This window comes from Radicibacter daui (assembly GCA_030657355.1).
Taxonomy (GTDB): Bacteria; Pseudomonadota; Alphaproteobacteria; order Radicibacterales; family Radicibacteraceae; genus Radicibacter; species Radicibacter daui.
Genome location: CP131056.1, coordinates 3,588,427 through 3,607,543 on the forward strand (window position 1 = coordinate 3,588,427; position 19,117 = coordinate 3,607,543).

The 19,117-nt window shown below is 63.0% G+C and carries 21 protein-coding genes and 1 tRNA gene; 8 read left to right on the plus strand and 14 right to left on the minus strand.

From position 1 onward, the window contains the following. The first annotated feature begins 26 nt into the window (after positions 1-26). The gene (locus QTL98_RS16775; RefSeq protein WP_445679611.1) at positions 27-863 is read left to right on the plus strand and encodes a class I SAM-dependent methyltransferase; all 837 of its coding nucleotides are present in this window, start codon (positions 27-29) and stop codon (positions 861-863) included. On the opposite strand, the gene QTL98_RS16780 is transcribed toward QTL98_RS16775, so the two are convergent. The 8 genes from QTL98_RS16780 to QTL98_RS16815 form a co-directional block, all read right to left on the minus strand. Continuing rightward, positions 860-2,089: a hypothetical protein gene (locus QTL98_RS16780; protein WP_445679612.1), complete on the minus strand. Its 1,230-nt coding sequence runs from the start codon at positions 2,087-2,089 to the stop codon at positions 860-862. The two genes, QTL98_RS16775 and QTL98_RS16780, sit on opposite strands and share 4 nt — an antisense overlap. Positions 2,090-2,318: 229 nt before the next feature. Further along, positions 2,319-3,107, minus strand: a complete 789-nt coding sequence (locus QTL98_RS16785; RefSeq protein WP_445679613.1) for an FkbM family methyltransferase — start codon at positions 3,105-3,107, stop codon at positions 2,319-2,321. Positions 3,108-3,109: 2 nt separating this feature from the next. Next, positions 3,110-3,925, minus strand: coding sequence for a WecB/TagA/CpsF family glycosyltransferase (locus tag QTL98_RS16790; protein WP_445679614.1), 816 nt, complete (start codon positions 3,923-3,925; stop codon positions 3,110-3,112). A gap of 171 nt (positions 3,926-4,096) precedes the next feature. Next, a tRNA-Arg gene (locus tag QTL98_RS16795) sits at positions 4,097-4,173 on the minus strand. Between the two features lie 41 nt (positions 4,174-4,214). Next, positions 4,215-4,958: a PspC domain-containing protein gene (locus tag QTL98_RS16800; protein WP_445679615.1), complete on the minus strand. Its 744-nt coding sequence runs from the start codon at positions 4,956-4,958 to the stop codon at positions 4,215-4,217. Beyond that, positions 4,955-5,182, minus strand: a complete 228-nt coding sequence (gene pspB / locus QTL98_RS16805) for an envelope stress response membrane protein PspB (RefSeq protein WP_445679616.1) — start codon at positions 5,180-5,182, stop codon at positions 4,955-4,957. The genes QTL98_RS16800 and pspB overlap by 4 nt, the downstream gene beginning before the upstream one ends. Positions 5,183-5,302: 120 nt before the next feature. Beyond that, the gene (gene pspA, locus QTL98_RS16810) at positions 5,303-5,989 is read right to left on the minus strand and encodes a phage shock protein PspA (protein WP_445679617.1); all 687 of its coding nucleotides are present in this window, start codon (positions 5,987-5,989) and stop codon (positions 5,303-5,305) included. A 105-nt stretch (positions 5,990-6,094) separates the two neighbouring features. Then, the gene (locus QTL98_RS16815; RefSeq protein ID WP_445679618.1) at positions 6,095-6,256 is read right to left on the minus strand and encodes a hypothetical protein; all 162 of its coding nucleotides are present in this window, start codon (positions 6,254-6,256) and stop codon (positions 6,095-6,097) included. A 161-nt stretch (positions 6,257-6,417) separates the two neighbouring features. On the opposite strand from QTL98_RS16815, the gene pspF reads away from it, so the two are divergent. Beyond that, positions 6,418-7,428, plus strand: coding sequence for a phage shock protein operon transcriptional activator (gene pspF / locus QTL98_RS16820; protein ID WP_445679619.1), 1,011 nt, complete (start codon positions 6,418-6,420; stop codon positions 7,426-7,428). A gap of 18 nt (positions 7,429-7,446) precedes the next feature. Here the strand turns inward: pspF and QTL98_RS16825 are convergent, their stop codons facing one another. Genes QTL98_RS16825 through QTL98_RS16835 form a run of 3 tightly spaced genes read right to left on the minus strand, consistent with a single transcriptional unit; the run spans position 7,447 to position 9,820 of the window. Then, on the minus strand, positions 7,447-8,139 hold the full coding sequence (locus QTL98_RS16825; RefSeq protein WP_445679620.1) for a hypothetical protein: 693 nt from the start codon (positions 8,137-8,139) through the stop codon (positions 7,447-7,449). Between the two features lie 40 nt (positions 8,140-8,179). Next, positions 8,180-8,737, minus strand: a complete 558-nt coding sequence (gene thpR, locus QTL98_RS16830) for an RNA 2',3'-cyclic phosphodiesterase (protein WP_445679621.1) — start codon at positions 8,735-8,737, stop codon at positions 8,180-8,182. A 39-nt stretch (positions 8,738-8,776) separates the two neighbouring features. Next, the gene (locus QTL98_RS16835; protein ID WP_445679622.1) at positions 8,777-9,820 is read right to left on the minus strand and encodes an NADP(H)-dependent aldo-keto reductase; all 1,044 of its coding nucleotides are present in this window, start codon (positions 9,818-9,820) and stop codon (positions 8,777-8,779) included. A 387-nt stretch (positions 9,821-10,207) separates the two neighbouring features. Here QTL98_RS16835 and QTL98_RS16840 point away from each other — a divergent pair, with 387 nt between their 5' ends. After that, the gene (locus QTL98_RS16840; protein ID WP_445679623.1) at positions 10,208-11,527 is read left to right on the plus strand and encodes an EAL domain-containing protein; all 1,320 of its coding nucleotides are present in this window, start codon (positions 10,208-10,210) and stop codon (positions 11,525-11,527) included. A gap of 60 nt (positions 11,528-11,587) precedes the next feature. On the opposite strand, the gene QTL98_RS16845 is transcribed toward QTL98_RS16840, so the two are convergent. Beyond that, entirely contained in the window at positions 11,588-12,247 is a 660-nt protein-coding gene (locus QTL98_RS16845) for a response regulator transcription factor (RefSeq protein WP_445679624.1), read from the minus strand. Continuing rightward, positions 12,244-14,256 (minus strand): sensor histidine kinase, encoded by a 2,013-nt coding sequence (locus tag QTL98_RS16850; protein WP_445679625.1) that lies wholly within the window; start codon positions 14,254-14,256, stop codon positions 12,244-12,246. The genes QTL98_RS16845 and QTL98_RS16850 overlap by 4 nt, the downstream gene beginning before the upstream one ends. Before the next feature lie 221 nt (positions 14,257-14,477). Between QTL98_RS16850 and QTL98_RS16855 the strand changes: the two genes are divergently transcribed. The 5 genes from QTL98_RS16855 (at position 14,478) to QTL98_RS16875 (ending at position 18,361) form a co-directional block, all read left to right on the plus strand. Further along, positions 14,478-15,500 (plus strand): TRAP transporter substrate-binding protein, encoded by a 1,023-nt coding sequence (locus QTL98_RS16855; protein WP_445679626.1) that lies wholly within the window; start codon positions 14,478-14,480, stop codon positions 15,498-15,500. 106 nt (positions 15,501-15,606) lie between these two features. Next, positions 15,607-16,257 (plus strand): TRAP transporter small permease, encoded by a 651-nt coding sequence (locus QTL98_RS16860; protein WP_445679627.1) that lies wholly within the window; start codon positions 15,607-15,609, stop codon positions 16,255-16,257. Between the two features lie 4 nt (positions 16,258-16,261). Continuing rightward, a complete protein-coding gene (locus QTL98_RS16865) occupies positions 16,262-17,587 on the plus strand; it encodes a TRAP transporter large permease (RefSeq protein ID WP_445679628.1) in 1,326 nt (441 codons plus the stop codon). 145 nt (positions 17,588-17,732) lie between these two features. Then, the gene (locus QTL98_RS16870; RefSeq protein WP_445679629.1) at positions 17,733-17,960 is read left to right on the plus strand and encodes an AbrB/MazE/SpoVT family DNA-binding domain-containing protein; all 228 of its coding nucleotides are present in this window, start codon (positions 17,733-17,735) and stop codon (positions 17,958-17,960) included. Next, a complete protein-coding gene (locus QTL98_RS16875; RefSeq protein WP_445679630.1) occupies positions 17,957-18,361 on the plus strand; it encodes a type II toxin-antitoxin system death-on-curing family toxin in 405 nt (134 codons plus the stop codon). The genes QTL98_RS16870 and QTL98_RS16875 overlap by 4 nt, the downstream gene beginning before the upstream one ends. On the opposite strand, the gene QTL98_RS16880 is transcribed toward QTL98_RS16875, so the two are convergent. Continuing rightward, complete coding sequence (locus QTL98_RS16880; RefSeq protein WP_445679631.1) at positions 18,358-19,065, minus strand: arylesterase; 708 nt, start codon at positions 19,063-19,065, stop codon at positions 18,358-18,360. The genes QTL98_RS16875 and QTL98_RS16880 overlap by 4 nt on opposite strands. Positions 19,066-19,117: the final 52 nt, after the last annotated feature.

Consider the following 19,117-nt stretch of genomic DNA (forward strand, 5'->3'; position numbering starts at 1 on the left):
CCAGCCCTCCAGCCGCGAGCCACCCCATGCCCCCGGTCTCCCCTGCCCTCGATGCCACCCTCAAGCGCATGGAGCACTACCATCGCAAACTGGCGCGGTCCGTCTCCGGCTGGCTGGCGCCGGAGAGCGCAGAGGTTGTCACCCATATCGCCGGCCAGCAGATCACGGCGGGCCTCAAGGGCGGCGTCGGCGAAATCGGCATTCATCACGGCAAGCTCTTCCTGCTGCTCTACCTCTCGCTGCAGGAGGATGAGCGCTCCTTCGCCCTCGACGTATTCGAAGACCAGCAGTTCAATATCGATGCCTCCGGCCTTGGTGACCGGGGTATCTTCATGGCGAACCTTGCCAGGGTGGGGGGCGACGAGCGCCGCGTCAGCGTCTTTGCGCAGGATTCCTGTTCAGTCACCGCCGCAGACCTTGCCGTGGCAACCGGCCCGCTGCGCCTGATGAGCGTGGATGGCGGCCACACCGAGGAGATCACCCACAACGACATGCGCCTTGGCGAAGAGTTGCTGCTTGATGACGGCGTGCTGGTGCTGGACGACGTCTATCAGGAGCGCTGGCCCGCTGTTGCTGCCGGCGCCTTCCGTTTCGTGCTCGAGCCCGGCCGCCAGCTTCGCCCCTTCGCCATCAGTCCGAACAAGACCTACTTCTGCAAAAGCCCCTCGGCTGCCGCCCGCTATCGCGGCGCACTTGCCGAAGCCTTTCCGGAACTGCGCCTCGGCGAGGTCACCATGTTCGGCAGCGAGGTGCTGATCCTGGGGCGGCGCACACTCGTCAACCGCGTGCGCAATCACCCGCTGGTCAAGGACAATCCGGCACTTTACCGCCGGCTTTCGGCCCTGCTGCACAAGCTGCGCTAACGGCCGGGGCGCCACCAGCGCCGGTTGAGATACAGCAGGAGCGCCGTCACCATGGACATCTCGCCGGGCGTGAAGACCGGCGAGTAGACCGCCGTTACCACCAGAAGGTAAATGCCATAGGCATGCAGCGCGCCATAGAGCGCCGTCTGCCTGAGCGCCTCTTCTGTCTCCACACTCTCCGGCACCTTGAGCCGCAGCGGCTGGCGGATGGCGGTGACATAAAGCAGCAGCAGCAGCAGGCCGCCAAAAACACCATATTCGAACAACACGCCCGCCCAGCCGAGGTCAGCGAGGTAAAAATCCTTGCGACCAATGATGTCTGCCATGGTGACGGAGCCAAAGCGGGTGGTACCGCCGGCACCGAAGATCCAGCGCACCGGCTCATCCAGCAGAAATTCCGTCAGCAGCCGCATCGATGTCTGGCGGATGGAGAGCGAGGCACCAAGCGAGTTCGAAACGCCCTGGGAATGGTGCATCAGCAGGATGGCGCCGCCGACGGCACCGACGCCGGCAAGCGCCAGAGCGACGGTGCGCAGCGCCTTGGGCAGATTGATCAGCACGATCCAGCCCACCATCAGCACGGTTGCTGCAATGGCAAGCCGCTGCTTGTAGATCATCAGCATGCTGATGATGCCGAACGGCGCCAGCAGCAGATGCCACATCGCCGGGCGCTGCAGCATCCGGTGGGTACAGTAGAAGACAAGGATGATGGTGAAAGTTTCCGGCAGATAGATGCGATAGCCGCGCTCATACTCGAACAGGAAGAGCTTGCTGACCGTCGGATCCATCGCATAGTGGCTGCGCGGCACGATGATCCACAGCCCCCACAGCACGGCAAGGCTGACGAGCCCCAGGATGAGCAGTGCCTGCCTCAGCAGTGCCGGAGAGGGCTTCAGGAAGGCCAGCACCGCCAGCATGCTGAAATAATAGCAGAGCGGCCAGACCTTGATCGTGGTGCCCATGGCATCCACGAAGCCGTTCCCCAGCCAGTAGATGGAGAGTGCCGGCGTGATCGCCAGCACATAGATCAGACAGGCAATGTAGAGATTGTGGTGGGGTGTGCGCAGCGCCACCAGCGCATAGACCGCCAGCGGCAGGGTCAGGAACGGCCAGGCTTTGGAGAGGTAATAGAAGGGCCCGGCATCCACCATGTAGTGGAAGAACTCGCCGAAGAGCGGCAGCATCAGGATAAAGCCGACAAGCAGCGAGCTTCCGGCCTGTCGCACTGCGGCGCCCGTCCTGGCTCCGCTAGGATCAGCAGAGGGGGTTATGTCGCGCACCCGCCCGGCGTGGCTCCCACCAAACACCCGAACCCGCCCGCGGCGCAGCTGATCCGACCGTACCTGGCCCTGTATTTTCATCCGCCCCGGTTCCTCAACACACCGCGCCCTGCCGTCCGCAGGACCGTGCGAACGGCAATGGTCGAAGTTTGTGAAGAGATCATAACCGCTCGTCTTATCCGGCGGCAGCCCCGTCGGCAGAACAAAGCGCCATGCGGCGCGGGGTCATCATGATCGCGTTGAGGTTCCGGGTTACCTGGGGGCGGAATTGCCCGTTCTCCAGCGCCACTTCCTGATATCCGAGTTCGCCAAGAAGCTTCGGCACCCGCTCATCACCCCAGAATTTCTCGATCATGATTACGGGCTCATGCCGGCGTACCGTCTCCAGCCCGCCCATCAGCACGTCATACTCAAAACCTTCCACGTCGATCTTCATGAAGGTCGGCGCAAGATCGAGCTCGTCGAGACGTTTCAGGTGGCAGCTCATTTCACTGACGCTGCGGTGTTTCTCGTTGAAGAAATAGAGCGTCCGGTCACTGAGGTAATTCTCGGCATTTTCCCGCGAGAAGGTGGAAATGCCGTCATAGACGAAACCCCGGTAGCTCGGCGTGAACAGCGGCAGCGTCGCCTCCTGCTGGGCGAGGCCATAATTGCGCACCTCAAGCCGGGGATCCTTGCCGAAACGCCGCACAATCTCGTCATACAGATAAGGGTTCGGCTCGAAGGAGATGATCTTCATGTCCTGGCGGAAGATGCGCATGGACAGGATGCTCTGGCCGTGATTGCCGCCGACATCGAGATAGAGGTCATTCTCAAGGCGCGGCAGCAATTTGAGCACTGCAAACTCGCGCTCGTGAGGAATGCGCAGATATTTGCGGCTGTAATAGTAAAAATCGTTCTTCAGACCTTCCAGCCCCGGGAAGTAGTTCTGCAACGTACGGATCGCCTTGCGAAAGTCAGGCATGTTTACTGGCCCCGGGGATGGTTGTCGCTGTTCGCCGCGGCGTCGCCGGCAGCCGGCAGAATGCGGGCCTTGCCGATGCGCGCGGCGAGAATGATGCCGAGGATCGGCATGGATTCCACGAACACACGCTTGAAGTGGGATTTCGGCCGCTGAAGCAGCCGGAAGAGGCCTTCAAGGCCGGCCTGCTGCACCCATTTAGGCGCCCGGCGAACAAGACCCGTCGAGAACAGGAGCGAGCCGCCGATACACATGGCAACTCCAGTGACGCCCTCCCGTTCCGTCAGCATGCGGGCAAGGATCTCCGACTGCGGAGAGCCGACGGCAAGGAAGATGTAGCGGGCCGGGTGCCGGGCGATGAAATCCACACAGGCGGCAACCGCCTTGGGATCGCGGATGAACCCGAAGGGCGGGTCGTAAAGGGCAAGGCCGCGAAGGCCGAACTTTTCCGTGAGCGCCTTTTCCAGCCGCTCTCCACCGCCAATGACGGTCACGCTGTCATCAGGCTGGATATAGTGGGTCAGCAGCGTGTGGGTCAGATCGCTGCCGGAGGCGTGCGGCAACCGGGCACCGAGAACCCAGCGCGCAAAACGCTGCACCACCCGCCCGTCGGCCAGTACCAGCCAGGCGCGCGAATAGGCGCTGCGCCAGGCACCGTCACCGCGGGCAAGGCGCACCATGTGCTGGGCATTGGGGGTTACGACATAGGCAAGGGGGGCCGAGGCATCACGCCCGGCAACGAGCATCGCTGCTTCCTGGGTGCCGATGTCGCTTATCGGCAGGCCAAGAAAATCAATGACGGGAACCTGCTGCTGGGACAAGAGGCTGAACCTTTTGAACACATTAACCGTTTCGCGACCGCCGCGCCCGGGCGCACATAACATGGCATGCGCCCAGCGGTAACGATCAAAGATTGATATCCGGTGAATGCGCCCCGGCAACGGGCAGCAGCGAGCCTGATATTGTTGCCCAAAAATACGGGTCCCGGGGGCTGGTGTCCCCGACAGGATTCGAACCTGTGGCCTTCGGATTAGGAATCCGACGCTCTATCCTACTGAGCTACGGGGACGGCGCGCGGGAGAATAGCACGCCGTCCCGGTATGAAAAGCCTTATGAGGCGGCTTTTCCGTCCTCGCCACTATCGGGCGTCTGCATGCGGCCAAATTCGCGCCGCAACTCCGCCTCGCCGCTGGTCACACTGTCCTCCATGTGGCCGGCCCGCTCCTCAAGGTCGCGGAATTTCGCTCTCAGAGTGGCAAAACTCAGCTCCGGTGGCAGGTCCCTGCCGGCGCCCGGCCCCGTACCGACGTTTGCATCGGCACTTTGGCGTGCTTCCCGCTCCTCCTGGCGACGTTCCCGCCGTCCGCGACGACGGCCTCGCGCTTCGTCTGCACGCTCGCGCATCTGTTCGGCCCGCTCGTTCCAGCGCTCGGCCGCTTCGGCATGGGCAGCGGCTCGCGCCGCGGCATAGGGGGCATCCTCACCGGCGATATCTTCCGGGCCGCCTTCCACGCCTTCCGCCTCATCACCCGGCAGACGCCAGCTGTCGCGCGGAATGATCCAGGTCGCGGCAACATAGGCAATGACGGTAAGCGGGGCGTTGACGAAGAAGCCGATGACCGTCGCCAGCCGCACAAGGCGAAGGCTGATGCCGGTGTAGCGGGAGATACCGGCGCAAACACCGGTCATCATGCCCCGCAGCGTGTCGCGCCGCAGGTCCTCCGGCAACAGGCCGCGCAGCCAGCTGCGCGGACCACCCTGGCGGTGGGGACCAAAACCGCAGAACGGCCCCCAGCCCCGCCCGTAATGACGCCCGAAGCCGCCCCGGCCGGGCCTTCTTTCCTCTCGGGTCATGACGATCTGCCTCTCCAGCCCGGCGCCTCGGCGTCGAGCAGCTTCTCCAGTGTGGCGACACGCTGTTCCAGCCGGTGGGCCAGCGTCCACATGTCGGCAAGCGCACTCTCCTCGATACGGGCAGCGCGCTTCTGCTGCTTCCACACGGTCACATAGTGAAAGATGAGCCACAGGATGAGGGGCACAAACAGGAAGTGAAGAAGATCGTTGAGATCGAAGTGCATGGTCCCCTGCCCCGTTTCATCGGCTTTTGCGCGCCCCGGCCCTGGCCTGCCTTGCAGGTGATTGGCCGGGGCCGGTCATGGTGATGTTACCGGCGATGGTAACAGTCACCCGGCGCTTTCTCATTGCCCGTTTGCACCGGTATCGTCTTTTCCCGACACCTTGCGCTTGAGGGCGTCCAGCTCGTCATCCAGCCCGCTCTGGGCCTGCAGATCGGCAAATTCCTGCTCGAGCGAGCGGCCCTTGCCCATCTCGAAGGCCTCCGCCTCGCCTTCCAGTTCGTCGATACGACGATGCAGCAGATCGTAACGGGCGAGCGCTTCGTCAATACGCCCGTCATGCAACGTGCGCTTGATCTGCACCCGCTTCTGCGCGGTCTGCATGCGGATGGCGAGCGCCTTCTGCTTGGCCTTGGCTTCCTCAAGCTTGGCCTGCAGGCGGGCGAGATCGGCATCATGCTTGCCCAGCGCCTCTTCGGCGGCGGCCAGCTCGGTGCCCAGCACTTCGCCGCTTTCCGCCAGCTTGCGCCGGGCCATCAGGGCGCCACGTGCCAGATCGTCCCGCCCTTTGGAAACTGCAAATTCCGCCTTTGCCGCCCAGTCGCGCTGCGCGTCTTCCAGCTGGCCCAGCCGGCGCACGATTTCCTTGCGGTCCGCAATGGCCCGAACGGCAGCCGAACGCACCTCGACGACCGTATCTTCCATCTCCTGGATCATCAGCCGGATCATCTTTTCAGGATCCTCGGCCCGGTCCAGCAGCGAATTGATGTTGGCATTCACGATATCGGTCAGCCGCGAAAAGATACCCATGGTTCTCACTCACTCCTGCTCATCGGACCGGTGGCTCTTGCCGCCGGCTCCGCCATTACACCCGCGGGCTTCGCGGACCTTTCGGTCCCCTGCCCCTGAAACGCGCTAAAGCAACACTCCGCCGGCCAGAGCCGCGGCAAACAGCAACAGCCAGTCGATCACCGCCAGCCGCGAGAAATAACCAAGGAGCGTCGGCCATTCCCGCTCGTCCTCGCTCTTTTCCCCGCGCTGCCAGAAGCGCGACCGCCATCCCTCATCACCGCTCATTTTCTCCTCCTTGCCCCGGCGGCATCTCTGCGTTTGAGGTAAGGATGGCAAGAGGCGTGCCACAGAAGATTTCCTTGAAATTCAAGGCATTATAAAATTCGATAAAATTTCCAAAACTAAAATCGATAGCGATAATCGCTAATACAGACTAAAATCGCCACATGACGAATCTCGATTTCGCCACCTCGCCCGAACCGCCCCAACTCCTGGGGACAGACCCGGCCTTCCTGCAGATGCTGGAGCAGGTCTCGCGCCTCGCGCCGCTGGAACGCCCGGCGCTCGTCATCGGCGAGCGTGGCACCGGCAAGGAGCTGATTGCCGCGCGGCTGCATTTTCTCTCGCGCCGCTGGGATATGCCCTTCATCAAGCTGAACTGCGCCGCCCTGCCGGAAAACCTGCTGGAGAGCGAACTTTTCGGCCATGAGGCCGGAGCCTTCACCGGTGCGCGCAGCCGCCACAAGGGGCGGTTCGAAAGAGCCCATGGCGGCACGCTTTTTCTCGACGAGATCGCCACGGCTTCACAGCGCGTGCAGGAGCAGATTCTGCGCGTGGTCGAGTATGGCGAAATGGAGCGGCTGGGCGGAGAAGCCCCGCTTCATGTCGACGTGCGTATCATCGCCGCCACCAACGTGGATTTGCCGGCGCTCGCAGCGGAAGGAAAGTTTCGCGCCGACCTGCTCGACCGGCTTTCCTTCGACGTGGTTACGGTTCCACCCCTGCGTGCCCGGCCGGCCGACATTCTGCTGCTCGCCGAGGCTTTTGGCCTCAGCATGGCCAAGACGCTCGGCCATGACCTGTTTGCCGGCTTTTCAGCCGCTGCCGAGCAGGCTCTCCTGAACCATCCCTGGCCCGGCAATGTGCGCGAGCTGCGCAATGTCGTGGAGCGGGCCCTCTATCTGACCGGGCCGCAGGACGAACCGCTGGAGATGCTGCGTTTCGACCCGTTTGACAGCCCCTGGCGCCCTGGCACTGCGCTTCAGGCAGTCCCCCGGCCAGATGAAACATCGCTTCGCCTGCCTGAGCAGGGCTTTGCCGGTGCGGTTGCCGACTTCGAGCGCGGGCTTCTCGATCGGGCAATGGAACAAAGCGGCGGCAGCCAGCAGCGCGCCGCCGAGGCGCTGAAGCTGGGGTACCACCAGTTACGGCGCCTGCTGGGCAAATACCGCTCCTGAAAAGCGGCGGATCGGGCCTCAGGCCGGCACGATCTCGATAAAAACCGGCCCGGCGAGCAGATGGGTTCCGCTGAGGCGCGTGTCGCTCGTCTCGATGCGCAGCAGCAATCCGGCATCCGGCGCCACCGGCTCCGGCAGGAAGGCCAGCGCGCCATCTTCCATCCGCACCTCAAGCCGCCGGCCGCTTACTTCCAGACCAGCGCCGAAAATGCGGCGCAGTTGCAGAAATCCGGCGGCCAAATCCGATATGGTGACGGTGGCGCTGGCAATTGAGGCTGTGCGCTCTGCGTTGCCGGCACTACCCCTGCCCTTCATCCGGCGGGCATCATGCTCCTGGAGCGGGCGGACCGAGACGCTACTGCCAGGCAGCGGCGGCGTCCTTACGGTTTTCCATGGCTCCGGACGGCTCAGCAATCCCATGAAGCGGCGGACCACCGGTTGCTGCACCGCCGGCAACCGGCCACCGTCCGCAAGCCCCCGGCGCGCCTCTTCAAACCCCTCGGCCATCGCCACATGAAGCTCGACAGGATGATCGGCAGAAGTGTCGTGCGGAACGAAATCGATATGCGAAGCCCCGATCCCCGCCCGCAGCCCGCCGCCCGGCAGGCGCGAGAGCCGGGCCAGTGCATCGAACCCTGCCGCTTCCATATCGCGTCGCAGCGCCGGCCAGGCCACTACGGCCACCGGGATGATCACGTGATGAAGACGCATCCTTCCTCCCCTGCCCTGGCACCTGCCGGCCCCGCCTGGTTCAGCCCGGCGCACCGAGCGGATAATCGGCCAGCGGCTGATAGTCTGGCCCGGTGCTGCCCCGCTGGCTGCGCATCAGGGCGAAACTCCCCACCGGAATATCCGGCACCCTGAAACCGCCTGCCTGCTCCAGCCATTGTGCAAGCCGCCCGCCCGGGCGCCGCCCGCGGCTGGCTGCCGGACGGCCGAGCGTGACATGCGGCGTATAGCGCTGCCGTTCTGGCTCCAGCCCTGCCGCCATGACGGCTCGCTCCACCTTCGCTTGCAGGTGCATCAGCGCCGCCGAACCCTCCACCCCTGCCCAAAGCACCCGCGGGCGTTCCACCGTACCGAAAATGCCAACCCCGGACAGGCCCAGATCAAAGCCCGGCTCCGCAATGCCGGCGAGCGCTGCATCGATATCTGCCGCCACCGGCTCCTCCACCTCGCCGATGAAGCGCAGGGTCAGATGCAGGTTCTCCGGCCGCGTCCAGGCAACACCCTCTATCCCGCCCTGCAAGAGCCGCAGGCGCTCACGCACGACCTCCGGGAACCGGATGGCAACAAAGAGCCTCAGCATATCTTCCCCTGGCACCTCTCGCCCGGGAGCCCACCTCCGTCAGGGGCAGGGGTTCGGGATTTCGCGATGTACCGCTTCGATTTCCGCCAGCACGTCCGCCGACAAAACGAGTTCGGCGCTGTCAATGTTCGACTTCAGCTGCTCAAGCGACGTCGCCCCGATGATGTTGGCGGTCACGAAGGGCTGCCGGGTCACGAAGGCCAGCGCCATCTGCGCCGGATCGAGCCCATGACGGCGGGCGATCGAGACATAATGTTCCGAAGCTTTCCAGCCCAGCGGCTTCTGGTAGCGCTGGAAACGCTCGAACAGGGCAAGGCGCGTATTGGGCGGGAAAACCCGCCCGCCCTCGAACTTGCCGGAAAGAACGCCCATAGCAAGCGGCGAATAGGCCAGCAGGCCGCACTGCTCGCGGATGGAAACCTCCGCCATACCGATCTCGTAGCTGCGGTTAAGCAGGCTGTAAGGGTTTTGCACCGACTGGACACGCGGCAGGCCATGACGTTCGGCCTCACGCAGGAAGCTCATGGTACCCCAGGGCGTCTCGTTGCTGAGGCCGACGAAACGTACCTTGCCCGCCTTCACGACCTCTTCCAGCGCCCGCAAGGTTTCCTCGATCGGGGTCGCCTGCTCGGCCGGATCATATTCGAAGCCAAGCTTGCCGAAGAAATTGGCGCGGCGGTCGGGCCAGTGCAGCTGATAGAGGTCGATATAGTCCGTCTGCAGGCGGCGCAGATTGTCCTCCACTGCGGCGATGATGTTCGCCCGGTCAAACCGGGTCTTGCCGCCCCGCACCCAGGTGTTGCTGGCTTCCGGGCCGATGATCTTCGTCGCCATGACGATGTCGGCGCGCTTGCCGGTCTTCTTGAACCAGCTGCCGATATAACGCTCGGTCAGGCCCTGCGTCTCCGCGCGGGGCGGAACCGGATACATTTCCGCCGCATCGAAGAAGTTGATCCCGCGCTCGACCGCCATATCCATCTGGGCGTGGGCTTCAGCTTCGGTGTTCTGCTCACCCCAGGTCATGGTGCCGAGGCAGATTTCGCTGACGGAAAGGCCGGAGACGCCGAGAGGACGGTACTTCATGGGAGGATCGCTGCCCTGATTCTTGCGGACGGGAATGACGAAAAGGGGGCGATCATAAAAGGATAATTCGGCTGCGAACAGAGTTCTGCGTTATTCACAGCCTGCGCCAGTCCACCGCAGCCGCCCGGCAGGTAATTTGCCGCTGTTCGTTAACGACCGCTTAATTGTTCCTGAGGCAGGATGCCGGGGTCAGGCCCCCGCCTGCAAATCCACGTAAAATTTTCACAAAACACTCGATACCGGCGCGGCCCCGTTCTACGGAAATGGCGGGACGCCGCAATCTTCGGTATAGCCGTTGGGCAACGAACGTTTCAGTTAGAGACAACAGACCCGCAGCCATGAAATATTAACTCGTGGACAGCGGAGCAATGGACAGGCCTTGAAATAATGCAGCAACCACGCAGCCGTTCAGCCAGCGGGTGGGGCCGCCCACCGGCAGAGCGCAGTGCCGGCGCTCCCCGCGACGACGCCCCGACCATCCAGGACGGCGGCTCCGAGGGCGGCATTGTTGAGTACGACAACCAGAAGCTCCTGAAATTACTGCAATCCGCCAAGGGCGAATTGCAGGGCCTGCGCCTCGTCCATCTGCACCTCTCCCTCCTGGAAAATTCAGGTTATTCCGCACCGTTCGTCGTCAAGAACGTGTTGCAGGAAGTTGCCCAGAAGGCTTCGTTTTTCCAGACCTTCAACATGTCGAATGGCGACATTCTGCTGCTCTACAAGGGCCTGAAACTCTCGGCGATCACCGAGGTCTGCCAGCGTATCGAGCAGCTGTTCCTGTCCAAGAGCGCCATGGTGCGGCCCAATCCGTACAAGGAATGGTCGCTCTATTCGATCATGGAGCTGTCGCTCAATTTCGTTAACGTCATGCGGTTCATTGAATCGCTCGACATCAACGCCAACACCTCCGAGCGCCAGACCAAGCCCCCGATCACGCTGGAAGAACTCGCCAAGCTCGAACGCTCGATGCAGATGTTCGACCTGTCGCCCTTCCTGCTGAACCAGCAGGTTGTCGACCTTTCGGCCGACAAGGAAGATTCGCAGGTCTATTTCGAGCTCTTCATCTCGGTGAAGGCGCTGGAAGATCGCCTCAGCCCGGAATTCGATCTGACGGCCAACAAGTGGCTGTTCCAGTACTTTACCGCCGGCCTCGATCGTTCGGTGCTGAAAAGCCTGAACTACGGCATGGATTTCATGGCCGGCAAGCGCATCGGCATCAACATCAACCTCTCGACCGTCATCTCCTCCGCCTTCGTCAAGTTCGACGAGACGCTGCCGGCCAACTACCGCGGCAATGTGGTGCTGGAGATCAACAAGGTCGACATGATCGAAAATCTCGGCCTCTACCGCGAAGTCGTCGATTTCGCGCAGGAGCGTGGCTACAAGATCTGCATCGACGCGCTGAACCCGTTCTGGCTCACGCATCTGGATGTCGAATTCCTCGATTGCGATTTCGCCAAGATTTTCTGGACGCCCGACATCCGCGACATGGATGACGAGCTGGCCCGCGTGTTCCGCGAGCGCTGCAACCAGCAGGACAATTGCCGCCTGATCCTGGCACGTGCCGAAACGGTGGACAGCCTTGTCTTCGCCAAGGGCTGCGGCATCAACCTTGTGCAGGGCCGGGCCGTCGACAACATCACCCGCAAGGGTGTTTCCGTCGTCGATGCGGTCAAGGCCGCCGCTGACATGGATGAAGCCTTCTGACGGTTCGCCTGACATAAGGCGATTGGAAACCCGGCCTTGCGAAAGCGGCCGGGTTTTTCTTTACCTCAGGCCCCCGAGCCTCAGCGGCCCCACCAGATTGGCCAGCTCCACCGCATTGCTGACCCCCATCTTCTCGAAGACGCGCGAGCGATGCACCTCGACCGTGCGCATGGAAACACCGAGTTGATCGGCGATCTGCTTGTTGAGCTTGCCGGCCAGCAGCAGTTCCATGACCTCGTTTTCGCGCTGGGTCAGGCTGGCAAGCTGGCCGCCGACCAGATCACGCCCCTTGAGGGCCTGGTGGCGTTCTTCAGCCTCGATCAGCGCTGCGACGATACGGTCCACCAGGGCATTGTCATTGAAGGGCTTTTCAACGAAATCGAAGGCGCCCTTCTTGAGCGCGTCGACGGCGATCGGCACATCGGCGTGGCCGGTCAGAAAGAGCACTGGCAGGCGCACGCCCTTGTGATGCAACGCATCGAGCGTGGCAAGCCCGTCCATCCCGCTCATGCGCATGTCCAGCACAACGCAGGCAACCGGCGAGCTTTCCTCGGCCGATATGCCGGACAGAAACGCCTCGCCCCCCTCCCACTGGCGGCTGGCAATGCCGCGGGACTTCAAAAGCCAGGCAAGGCTGTCGCGGATGGCAAGATCGTCATCCACGATATGCACAAGCGCCCCTGCCGGGGCGATACGACTGGTCTCGGCGCTGGCACTCATGCCGCCTCCACGCCGGTTTCGACCGGCAATGTCACGGTAAAGATGGTGCCACCGCCCGGACGCGGGGCGTGGGTCAGCCGGCCGTGATGCAATTCGACGATGGAGCGGCAGATATTGAGGCCGATGCCCATGCCCTCGGCTTTTGTGGAGACAAAGGCATCGAACAGGCGCCCATCCACACTGGCATCGATCCCGCCGCCGCGGTCAGCAACATTGAGGCGGATTTCGCCGCCCTCCCGCTCGGCACTGACGACCAGCACCCGCTCACGCTGACTGAGGGCCCGCGGGGCCGCCACCATCGCTTCCAGCCCGTTGCGCACCAGATTGAGCAGCACCTGTTCCAGCAGCACCCGATCGGCCGTCACCCCCGGCAAGTCGGGCGCGATCATCGTCTCCACCCGGATGCCCGCGTTGCGCGCTTCCGGGTCGGCAAAGGCCACGGCCTGCTCCACCACGCTGGCAACCGCTACCGGGCCGAATGTGGGCTCGCGCTTGCGCACGATATCCTGTACGCCGCTTATGATGCGGCCGGCGCGCTCGGCCTGACGGGCGAGTTTCTCCAGCGCCCCCACCACCTCGGCCGTCTCGAACGCACCGCCCTGCATCATGTTGAGCGAGCCTGCTGCGTAGGAGGCGATTGCCGCCAGCGGCTGGTTCAACTCATGCGCCAGGGTGGAAGCCATCTCCCCCAGCGTCACCAGCCGCCCGGTGCGTTGAAGGGTCTCTGCCTGCCGGCGTGCCAGTTCGGCCGCCATCTTGCGGTCGGTGATATCGATGATCGATCCCATCCAGCCATGGGCCACACCATCGGCATCCACCAGGGGCGCTTCATAGAGCAGGGCATCGAACACGCTGCCGTCGCGACGGCGAAAACGCGTCTCCCAGCTCTTGGGCTTGAGCTCGCCCTTGATCTGGGCATCGTGGCGGGCACGGGTTTCCTCGATCTGGTCGGGCAGCCAGTAGGGCATGGGCGGCTTCTTGCCCACCAGCTCCCCGGCCTGAAAACCGACCATGCGGCAGAAGGCCGAATTCACATAGATGATGCCGCCATCAAGGTCGCGCGCCCGCATGCCGATGGTCAGGCTGTTTTCCATCGCGCGGCGGAACACGGTTTCGGTCCTGAGGCGCTCTTCCACCCGGCGCCGGCGCAGCACGTCGCGCTGCAAGGCGGCCAGCGATACCAGTGCCAGCAAGGCCAACCCGATGATCGCCGCCACCAGCAGGCGCGGCCGCCCCGTAGCCGGCAACCGGTAAGGCGCGATGGAAAGGAAGGTGCCCGGGATGGGCGGGTCGAAGGCGATGCGGTGCACGAGAGACGGGTCCAGCGGTTCGACCCGGTTCTTTTCCGCCAGCACCTCGCCAGCGCTGTTTTCCAGCCTGACGGCATATTTTTCGGCAATCCACCACGGGATCTGCCGCGCCACCAGCGTGGTCAGGGAAACCGTTGCCACCACGGCGCCGGCCTGCGCTTCTTCGCCGGGCACCGGCACGGCGACATCCACCACCAGTGCGCCGTCGGGCATGCGGCGCAGATCGCCATAGACGGGTCGGGCGGAAAACTGCGCCATGTGTTTGGCGCGCATGATTTCCGGCGGTACCGCCGTATCCGCCAATGGCGGCACTGCTGCCACCGGATGCCCATCGGCCTTGAGCCAGGCAATGGCGATCAGCTCGGGATTGTTGCCGAGCATGACCCGCACACGATCGAGGAAAACACCCACTTCCGGATCGGGCCGGCCGGCATCGAGCGCGAGGCGGGCCAGCGTGTCTTCATCCATACCCAGCTGGAAACGCAGTGTCTGTTCGACCCAGAGCGCATCGCTGATCAGCGTCGTATGGGCGACATCGCGCTCGTCGCGGCGCAGGATCCAGAGCAGGAGGCCGATCAGCACGACCAGAAGCACGATGGCACAGACCGGCATGACGGCCAGCAGCGCTTCGCGGCGCTGACGCTCACGGCCCGGCGTTACCACCGGCAGACTGGTCGATGACGGCGTTTCCTGCGGCACTGTCCCTTCCCTGTCCCACCTTGTCCGGCGGGACTTGTGCTTTGTCTTTTCTGGTCGTCCCAAGGGGCACAGCTATAGCCGCCGACACAATCCCGCCCCATTTCGGAAATCCACAATAGCGGAGGGCCGGCAGGCCGGGCTAGTCATCTGGGTGATAAGCGGTCCCGAGCGGGAAGCCGCAGGACAAAACCTCATAAGCTCCAACAGGGGAGGAGTTCCAGATGAAGTCGACCCGTCGCACCCTTATGGTGGCCGGTGCCCTCGCCGGCGTTTGCGCCCTCGGTCTTTCCATGACCGCCGGCAGCGCTTCTGCCGCTGACAAGATTGTCATTCATTTCAGCCACGTGGTGGCTCCCGACACGCCCAAGGGCAAGGCCGCGGACAAGTTCAAGGAACTTGCCGAGAAATACACCAACGGCCGTGTCGAAGTTCAGGTGTTCCCGAACTCGCAGCTCTACAAGGACAAGGAAGAGCTTGAGGCCCTGCAGCTCGGCGCCGTCGAGATGCTGGCTCCGTCGCTCGCCAAGTTCGGTCCGCTCGGCATCAAGCAGTTCGAAGCCTTCGACCTGCCGTTCCTGTTCCCGGACTACGACACCCTGCACAAGGTGACCCAGGGCCCGGTCGGCAAGGAGATGCTCGGCCTTCTGGAAAGCAAGGGCATCGAAGGCCTTGCCTACTGGGACAACGGCTTCAAGATCATGAGCGCCAACAGCCCGCTGCATAAGCCGGATGATTTCCTTGGCCTCAAGATGCGCATCCAGTCCTCCAAGGTGCTGGAAGCCGAGATGAACGCGCTTGGCGCCGTGCCGCTCGTGATGGCCTTCTCCGAGGTCTATCAGGGCCTGCAGACCGGCGTGGTCGACGGCACCGAAAACCCGCCGTCGAACATGTACACGCAGAAGATGCACGAAGTGCAGAAGTACGCGACCCTCTCCAACCATGGTTATCTGGGCTACGCCGTCATCGTGAACAAGAAGTTCTGGGACGGCCTGCCGGATGACGTGCGCGGCGAACTCGACAAGGCGATGAAGGAAGCCACCGACTACGGCAACGGCATCGCCAAGGAAGAGAACGACAAGGCGCTCGCCGCCATGAAGGCTGCCGGCACCACCGAGTTCAGCGAGCTGACCCCGGATGAGCGCAAGGCCTGGGTCAAGGCCCTGACGCCGGTCCGCGCCCAGATGGCCGACCGTATCGGCGCTGACACGATCAAGAAGATCGAGGACGCCGTCGGCACCAACTAAACCGCCTGAAGCAAAAAGGGGGCGGGTGAGCCGTTGAAAGCCCGCCCGCCCCCTTTTTCTTTAAAAGCCTTTCGCGCCCGCCCCGACAGCAGAAAGCCGCCCCCGAATGCTGCGCCTTCTCGACCGCCTCGAGGAGATCCTGATCTCCTTGCTGATAGCGCTGGCGACGCTGATCACCTTCGTGTCGGTAGCCCAGCGTTACACGCTGAGCCTGCTGGCCGACTTTGTCACCTTCTCCCGCGCCCACCAGATCACCTGGTTCTATGACGTCTCGAAGGCGACCTACTTCTTCGTGCGCTCGCTAAACCTGGTCTGGTCGCAGGAAGTCTGCATCATCTTCTTCGTCTGGATGGCGAAGTTCGGCGCGGCCTACGGCGTGCGCACCGGCATCCATGTCGGCATCGATGTGCTGATCAACAAGCTCGACCCGCAGCGGCGCAAGCTCTTCATCTTCATCGGCCTTGCCGCCGGCGCCTTCTTCACCGCCGTCATCGGAACGCTGGGCGCCAACTTTGTGGCCCACATGTATCACACCGGCTCCACGGCAACCGACGTCGACGTCCCGATGTGGATCGTCTATCTCGCCGTGCCGCTCGGCTCCTTCCTCATGTGCTTCCGCTTCCTGCAGGTGGCTTTCAACTTCGCCCGGTCGGGTGAACTACCGCACCACGATCACGGCCATGTCGACGGCATGGAGGAGGAAGATGCCTCTGCCCAGGCCATCGCTGCCAGCCCGCTGACGCCGAAGGAGCACTGATCCCATGGACGCCCTGCTCATTTTCGGTGGCCTCATCGCCCTCATGCTCACCGGCATGCCGATTTCCATCGCACTCGGCCTGACGGTGCTCGGTTTCCTCTTCACCATGACGACGGTGCCTATCGACACCGTTGCCCTCAAGCTTTTCACCGGTATCGAGAAGTTCGAGATCATGGCGATCCCGTTCTTTATCCTCGCCGGCAATTTCCTGACGCATGGCGGCGTGGCTCGCCGCATGATCAACTTCGCCACGGCGATGGTCGGGCACTGGCATGGCGGCCTCGGCCTCGCCGGCGTCATCGCCTGCGCCCTCTTCGCTGCCGTCTCCGGCTCCTCGCCGGCAACTGTGGTGGCCATCGGCACCATCATCCTGCCGGCCATGGTCAAGCAGGGCTTCCCCGAGCGTTTCGGTGCCGGCGTCATCACCACCTCGGGCGCGCTCGGCATCCTCATCCCGCCCTCGATCGTGATGGTCATGTACGCCGTCGCGACCTCCGGCATGCAGGTCACCGGCCCTAACGGTGAGATCGTCTCTTCCGCTTCGGTCGGCCAGCTCTTCATTGCCGGCGTCGTGCCCGGCCTCTTGCTGGCAACGCTGCTCGGCCTCACCACCTGGTGGCGTGCCCGCAAGCACAACTACCCGCGCCAGCCCAGGGCCAGCTGGCAGGAGCGCTGGATTGCCTTCCGCAAGGCGATCTGGGGCCTCTTGCTGATCATCATCGTCATCGGCGGCATCTACACGGGTGTCTTCACCCCCACCGAAGCAGCGGCGATGAGCGCGGTCTATGCCTTCGTCATCGCGGTCTGGGTCTACAAGGACCTCAAACTCTCCGACGTGCCCAAGGTGCTGCTCTCCTCGGCCAACATGTCGGCGATGCTGCTCTACATCATCACCAACGCCGTGCTGTTCTCCTTCCTCATGACCCATGAGGAAATCCCGCAGGCGCTGGGGGCGTGGATGGTCTCGACCGGGCTTTCCTGGTGGATGTTCCTGATCGCGGTCAACATCATCCTGCTGGCCGCCGGCAACTTCATGGAGCCGAGCTCCATCGTGCTGATCATGGCCCCCATCCTGTTCCCGGTGGCGGTCAAGCTCGGCATCGATCCGGTGCATTTCGGCATCATGATCGTCGTCAACATGGAAGTCGGCATGTGCCATCCGCCGGTCGGCCTCAACCTCTATGTCGCCTCCGGCATTACCAAGATGGGCATTACGGAACTCACCATCGCCGTCATGCCGTGGCTGCTGACGATGCTGGGCTTCCTGCTGCTGATCACCTACGTGCCGCAGGTAACGCTGTTCCTGCCGAGACTGCTGGGGATGATGTAGCCCCAGCTCAAAAACGCATAAAAGCCCGCAGCCCAACCGCTGCGGGCTTTTTTGTTTCAGCCGGATCCGGCCGAGCCACCTCGCTCACCTTCTTGTCCCGATACGTAGACGTTATTACATTGGTAATAACATCGTGGAGAGGATCATGGTCGAACTCAAGCTGCGCAAGGTTGGCAACTCCCTCGGTGTGGTGTTGCCCAAGGAAGTCGTCTCTCGCCTGAATGTCCAGGACGGCGAGACGCTCTATCTCGCCGAGGCGCCGGATGGCGGCTATCGCCTGCTCCCCTTCGATCCCAGTTTCGAAAAGAAGATGTCGAAGGCGGAAGACATCATCAAACGCTACCGCAATACCCTGCATGTGCTGGCGAAGTGAAAGAGCCGCTCTGGATCGATGAGCGAGACGCGCTGATCCTGCATGAGCGATTGCTTTCGCTCCATGGCGGCGCCCCCGGTATGCGCGATCCGGGCCTGCTCGCCTCCGCGCTGGCGCGCCCGAGGCAGCATCTGGTTTATGCAGGCACCGCCGACATCGTAAATCTGTGCGCGATATACACCGCCGGGATCCTGCAAAATCATCCGTTCATCGACGGAAACAAGAGAACGGGCTTCATCGTCGGCATCCTCTTCCTTGAACTCAATGGCTACCGCTTCACCGCCACTGAGGAAGATGCCGCCGAAATTATCCTCGCGATGGCTGCCGGACACATCGATGAAAGCGGATATGCTGCCTTCCTGCGAGACAACATTTCTGTGGAAGGTCCGGCAGAAGGTTAACCGCCGGAGGCGAGCAGCTTCTCCACAGCCGGCAACATCTTGCCGACGATCACGGCCACACCGTCCTTGTTCGGGTGAATGCCGTCGGCCTGATTGAGTTTCGGGTCAGCCGCCACACCGTCGAGATAAAACGGGTAAAAATCGAGCCCGTATTTTTTTGCGAGGTCAGGATAGAGCCCATTGAAGGCCTGCTGATAGTCCGGCCCCAGGCTGGGCGTTGCCATCATGCCCACCAGCAGCGTCTTGACCCCGGCCTTCTGCAGGCCGGCCAGAATGGCATCGATATTCTCCCGGGTTTTGGCGGGGTCGAGCCCGCGCAGCATGTCGTTGGCGCCGATATTGACGATGGCGTAGCCGGGATTATCGGCAAGCGCCCAGTCCAGCCGCTCGCGGGCGCCGAGGCTGGTATCGGCGGAAACACCGCCATTGATGATACGCACATCCTCCCCGTCCGCTTTCAGCGCTGCCTCCAGCTGCGGCACGAAGCCCTGCCCTTCCGGCAGGCCGTAACCGGCGGTCAGGCTGTCGCCCAGCGCCAGGATCACCTTTGTTCCGGCAGCCATTGCTGGGGAGGCGGCGAGCACCAGAACCGCAAGGGCCACCATCACCAGCGCCGCTGCCTGAGCCCGCGCCACGCGGAAAGGAAAAGTGACCCGCTTCATAGCCGGGGCATGCTGCATTGAAATGCCATTACGCTGGGCCATATGCCTGTTGATACCTTCTCTTTTCTGGCTTTCCTCCGGCCGACCGCCTTAC

Excerpts from the sequence above, each read along its gene's own strand:
- pspA (WP_445679617.1), bottom strand. The coding sequence starts at position 5,989 with ATGGGTATCTTTTCGCGGCTGACCGATATCGTGAATGCCAACATCAAT.
- QTL98_RS16800 (WP_445679615.1), bottom strand. The coding sequence starts at position 4,958 with ATGACCCGAGAGGAAAGAAGGCCCGGCCGGGGCGGCTTCGGGCGTCAT.
- QTL98_RS16865 (WP_445679628.1), top strand. The coding sequence starts at position 16,262 with ATGGACGCCCTGCTCATTTTCGGTGGCCTCATCGCCCTCATGCTCACC.
- QTL98_RS16860 (WP_445679627.1), top strand. The coding sequence starts at position 15,607 with ATGCTGCGCCTTCTCGACCGCCTCGAGGAGATCCTGATCTCCTTGCTG.
- QTL98_RS16815 (WP_445679618.1), bottom strand. The coding sequence starts at position 6,256 with ATGAGCGGTGATGAGGGATGGCGGTCGCGCTTCTGGCAGCGCGGGGAA.
- QTL98_RS16880 (WP_445679631.1), bottom strand. The coding sequence starts at position 19,065 with ATGGCCCAGCGTAATGGCATTTCAATGCAGCATGCCCCGGCTATGAAG.
- QTL98_RS16825 (WP_445679620.1), bottom strand. The coding sequence starts at position 8,139 with ATGCGTCTTCATCACGTGATCATCCCGGTGGCCGTAGTGGCCTGGCCG.
- QTL98_RS16775 (WP_445679611.1), top strand. The coding sequence starts at position 27 with ATGCCCCCGGTCTCCCCTGCCCTCGATGCCACCCTCAAGCGCATGGAG.
- pspF (WP_445679619.1), top strand. The coding sequence starts at position 6,418 with ATGACGAATCTCGATTTCGCCACCTCGCCCGAACCGCCCCAACTCCTG.
- pspB (WP_445679616.1), bottom strand. The coding sequence starts at position 5,182 with ATGCACTTCGATCTCAACGATCTTCTTCACTTCCTGTTTGTGCCCCTC.
- QTL98_RS16785 (WP_445679613.1), bottom strand. The coding sequence starts at position 3,107 with ATGCCTGACTTTCGCAAGGCGATCCGTACGTTGCAGAACTACTTCCCG.
- QTL98_RS16840 (WP_445679623.1), top strand. The coding sequence starts at position 10,208 with ATGCAGCAACCACGCAGCCGTTCAGCCAGCGGGTGGGGCCGCCCACCG.
- QTL98_RS16835 (WP_445679622.1), bottom strand. The coding sequence starts at position 9,820 with ATGAAGTACCGTCCTCTCGGCGTCTCCGGCCTTTCCGTCAGCGAAATC.
- QTL98_RS16870 (WP_445679629.1), top strand. The coding sequence starts at position 17,733 with ATGGTCGAACTCAAGCTGCGCAAGGTTGGCAACTCCCTCGGTGTGGTG.
- QTL98_RS16855 (WP_445679626.1), top strand. The coding sequence starts at position 14,478 with ATGAAGTCGACCCGTCGCACCCTTATGGTGGCCGGTGCCCTCGCCGGC.
- QTL98_RS16845 (WP_445679624.1), bottom strand. The coding sequence starts at position 12,247 with ATGAGTGCCAGCGCCGAGACCAGTCGTATCGCCCCGGCAGGGGCGCTT.
- thpR (WP_445679621.1), bottom strand. The coding sequence starts at position 8,737 with ATGCTGAGGCTCTTTGTTGCCATCCGGTTCCCGGAGGTCGTGCGTGAG.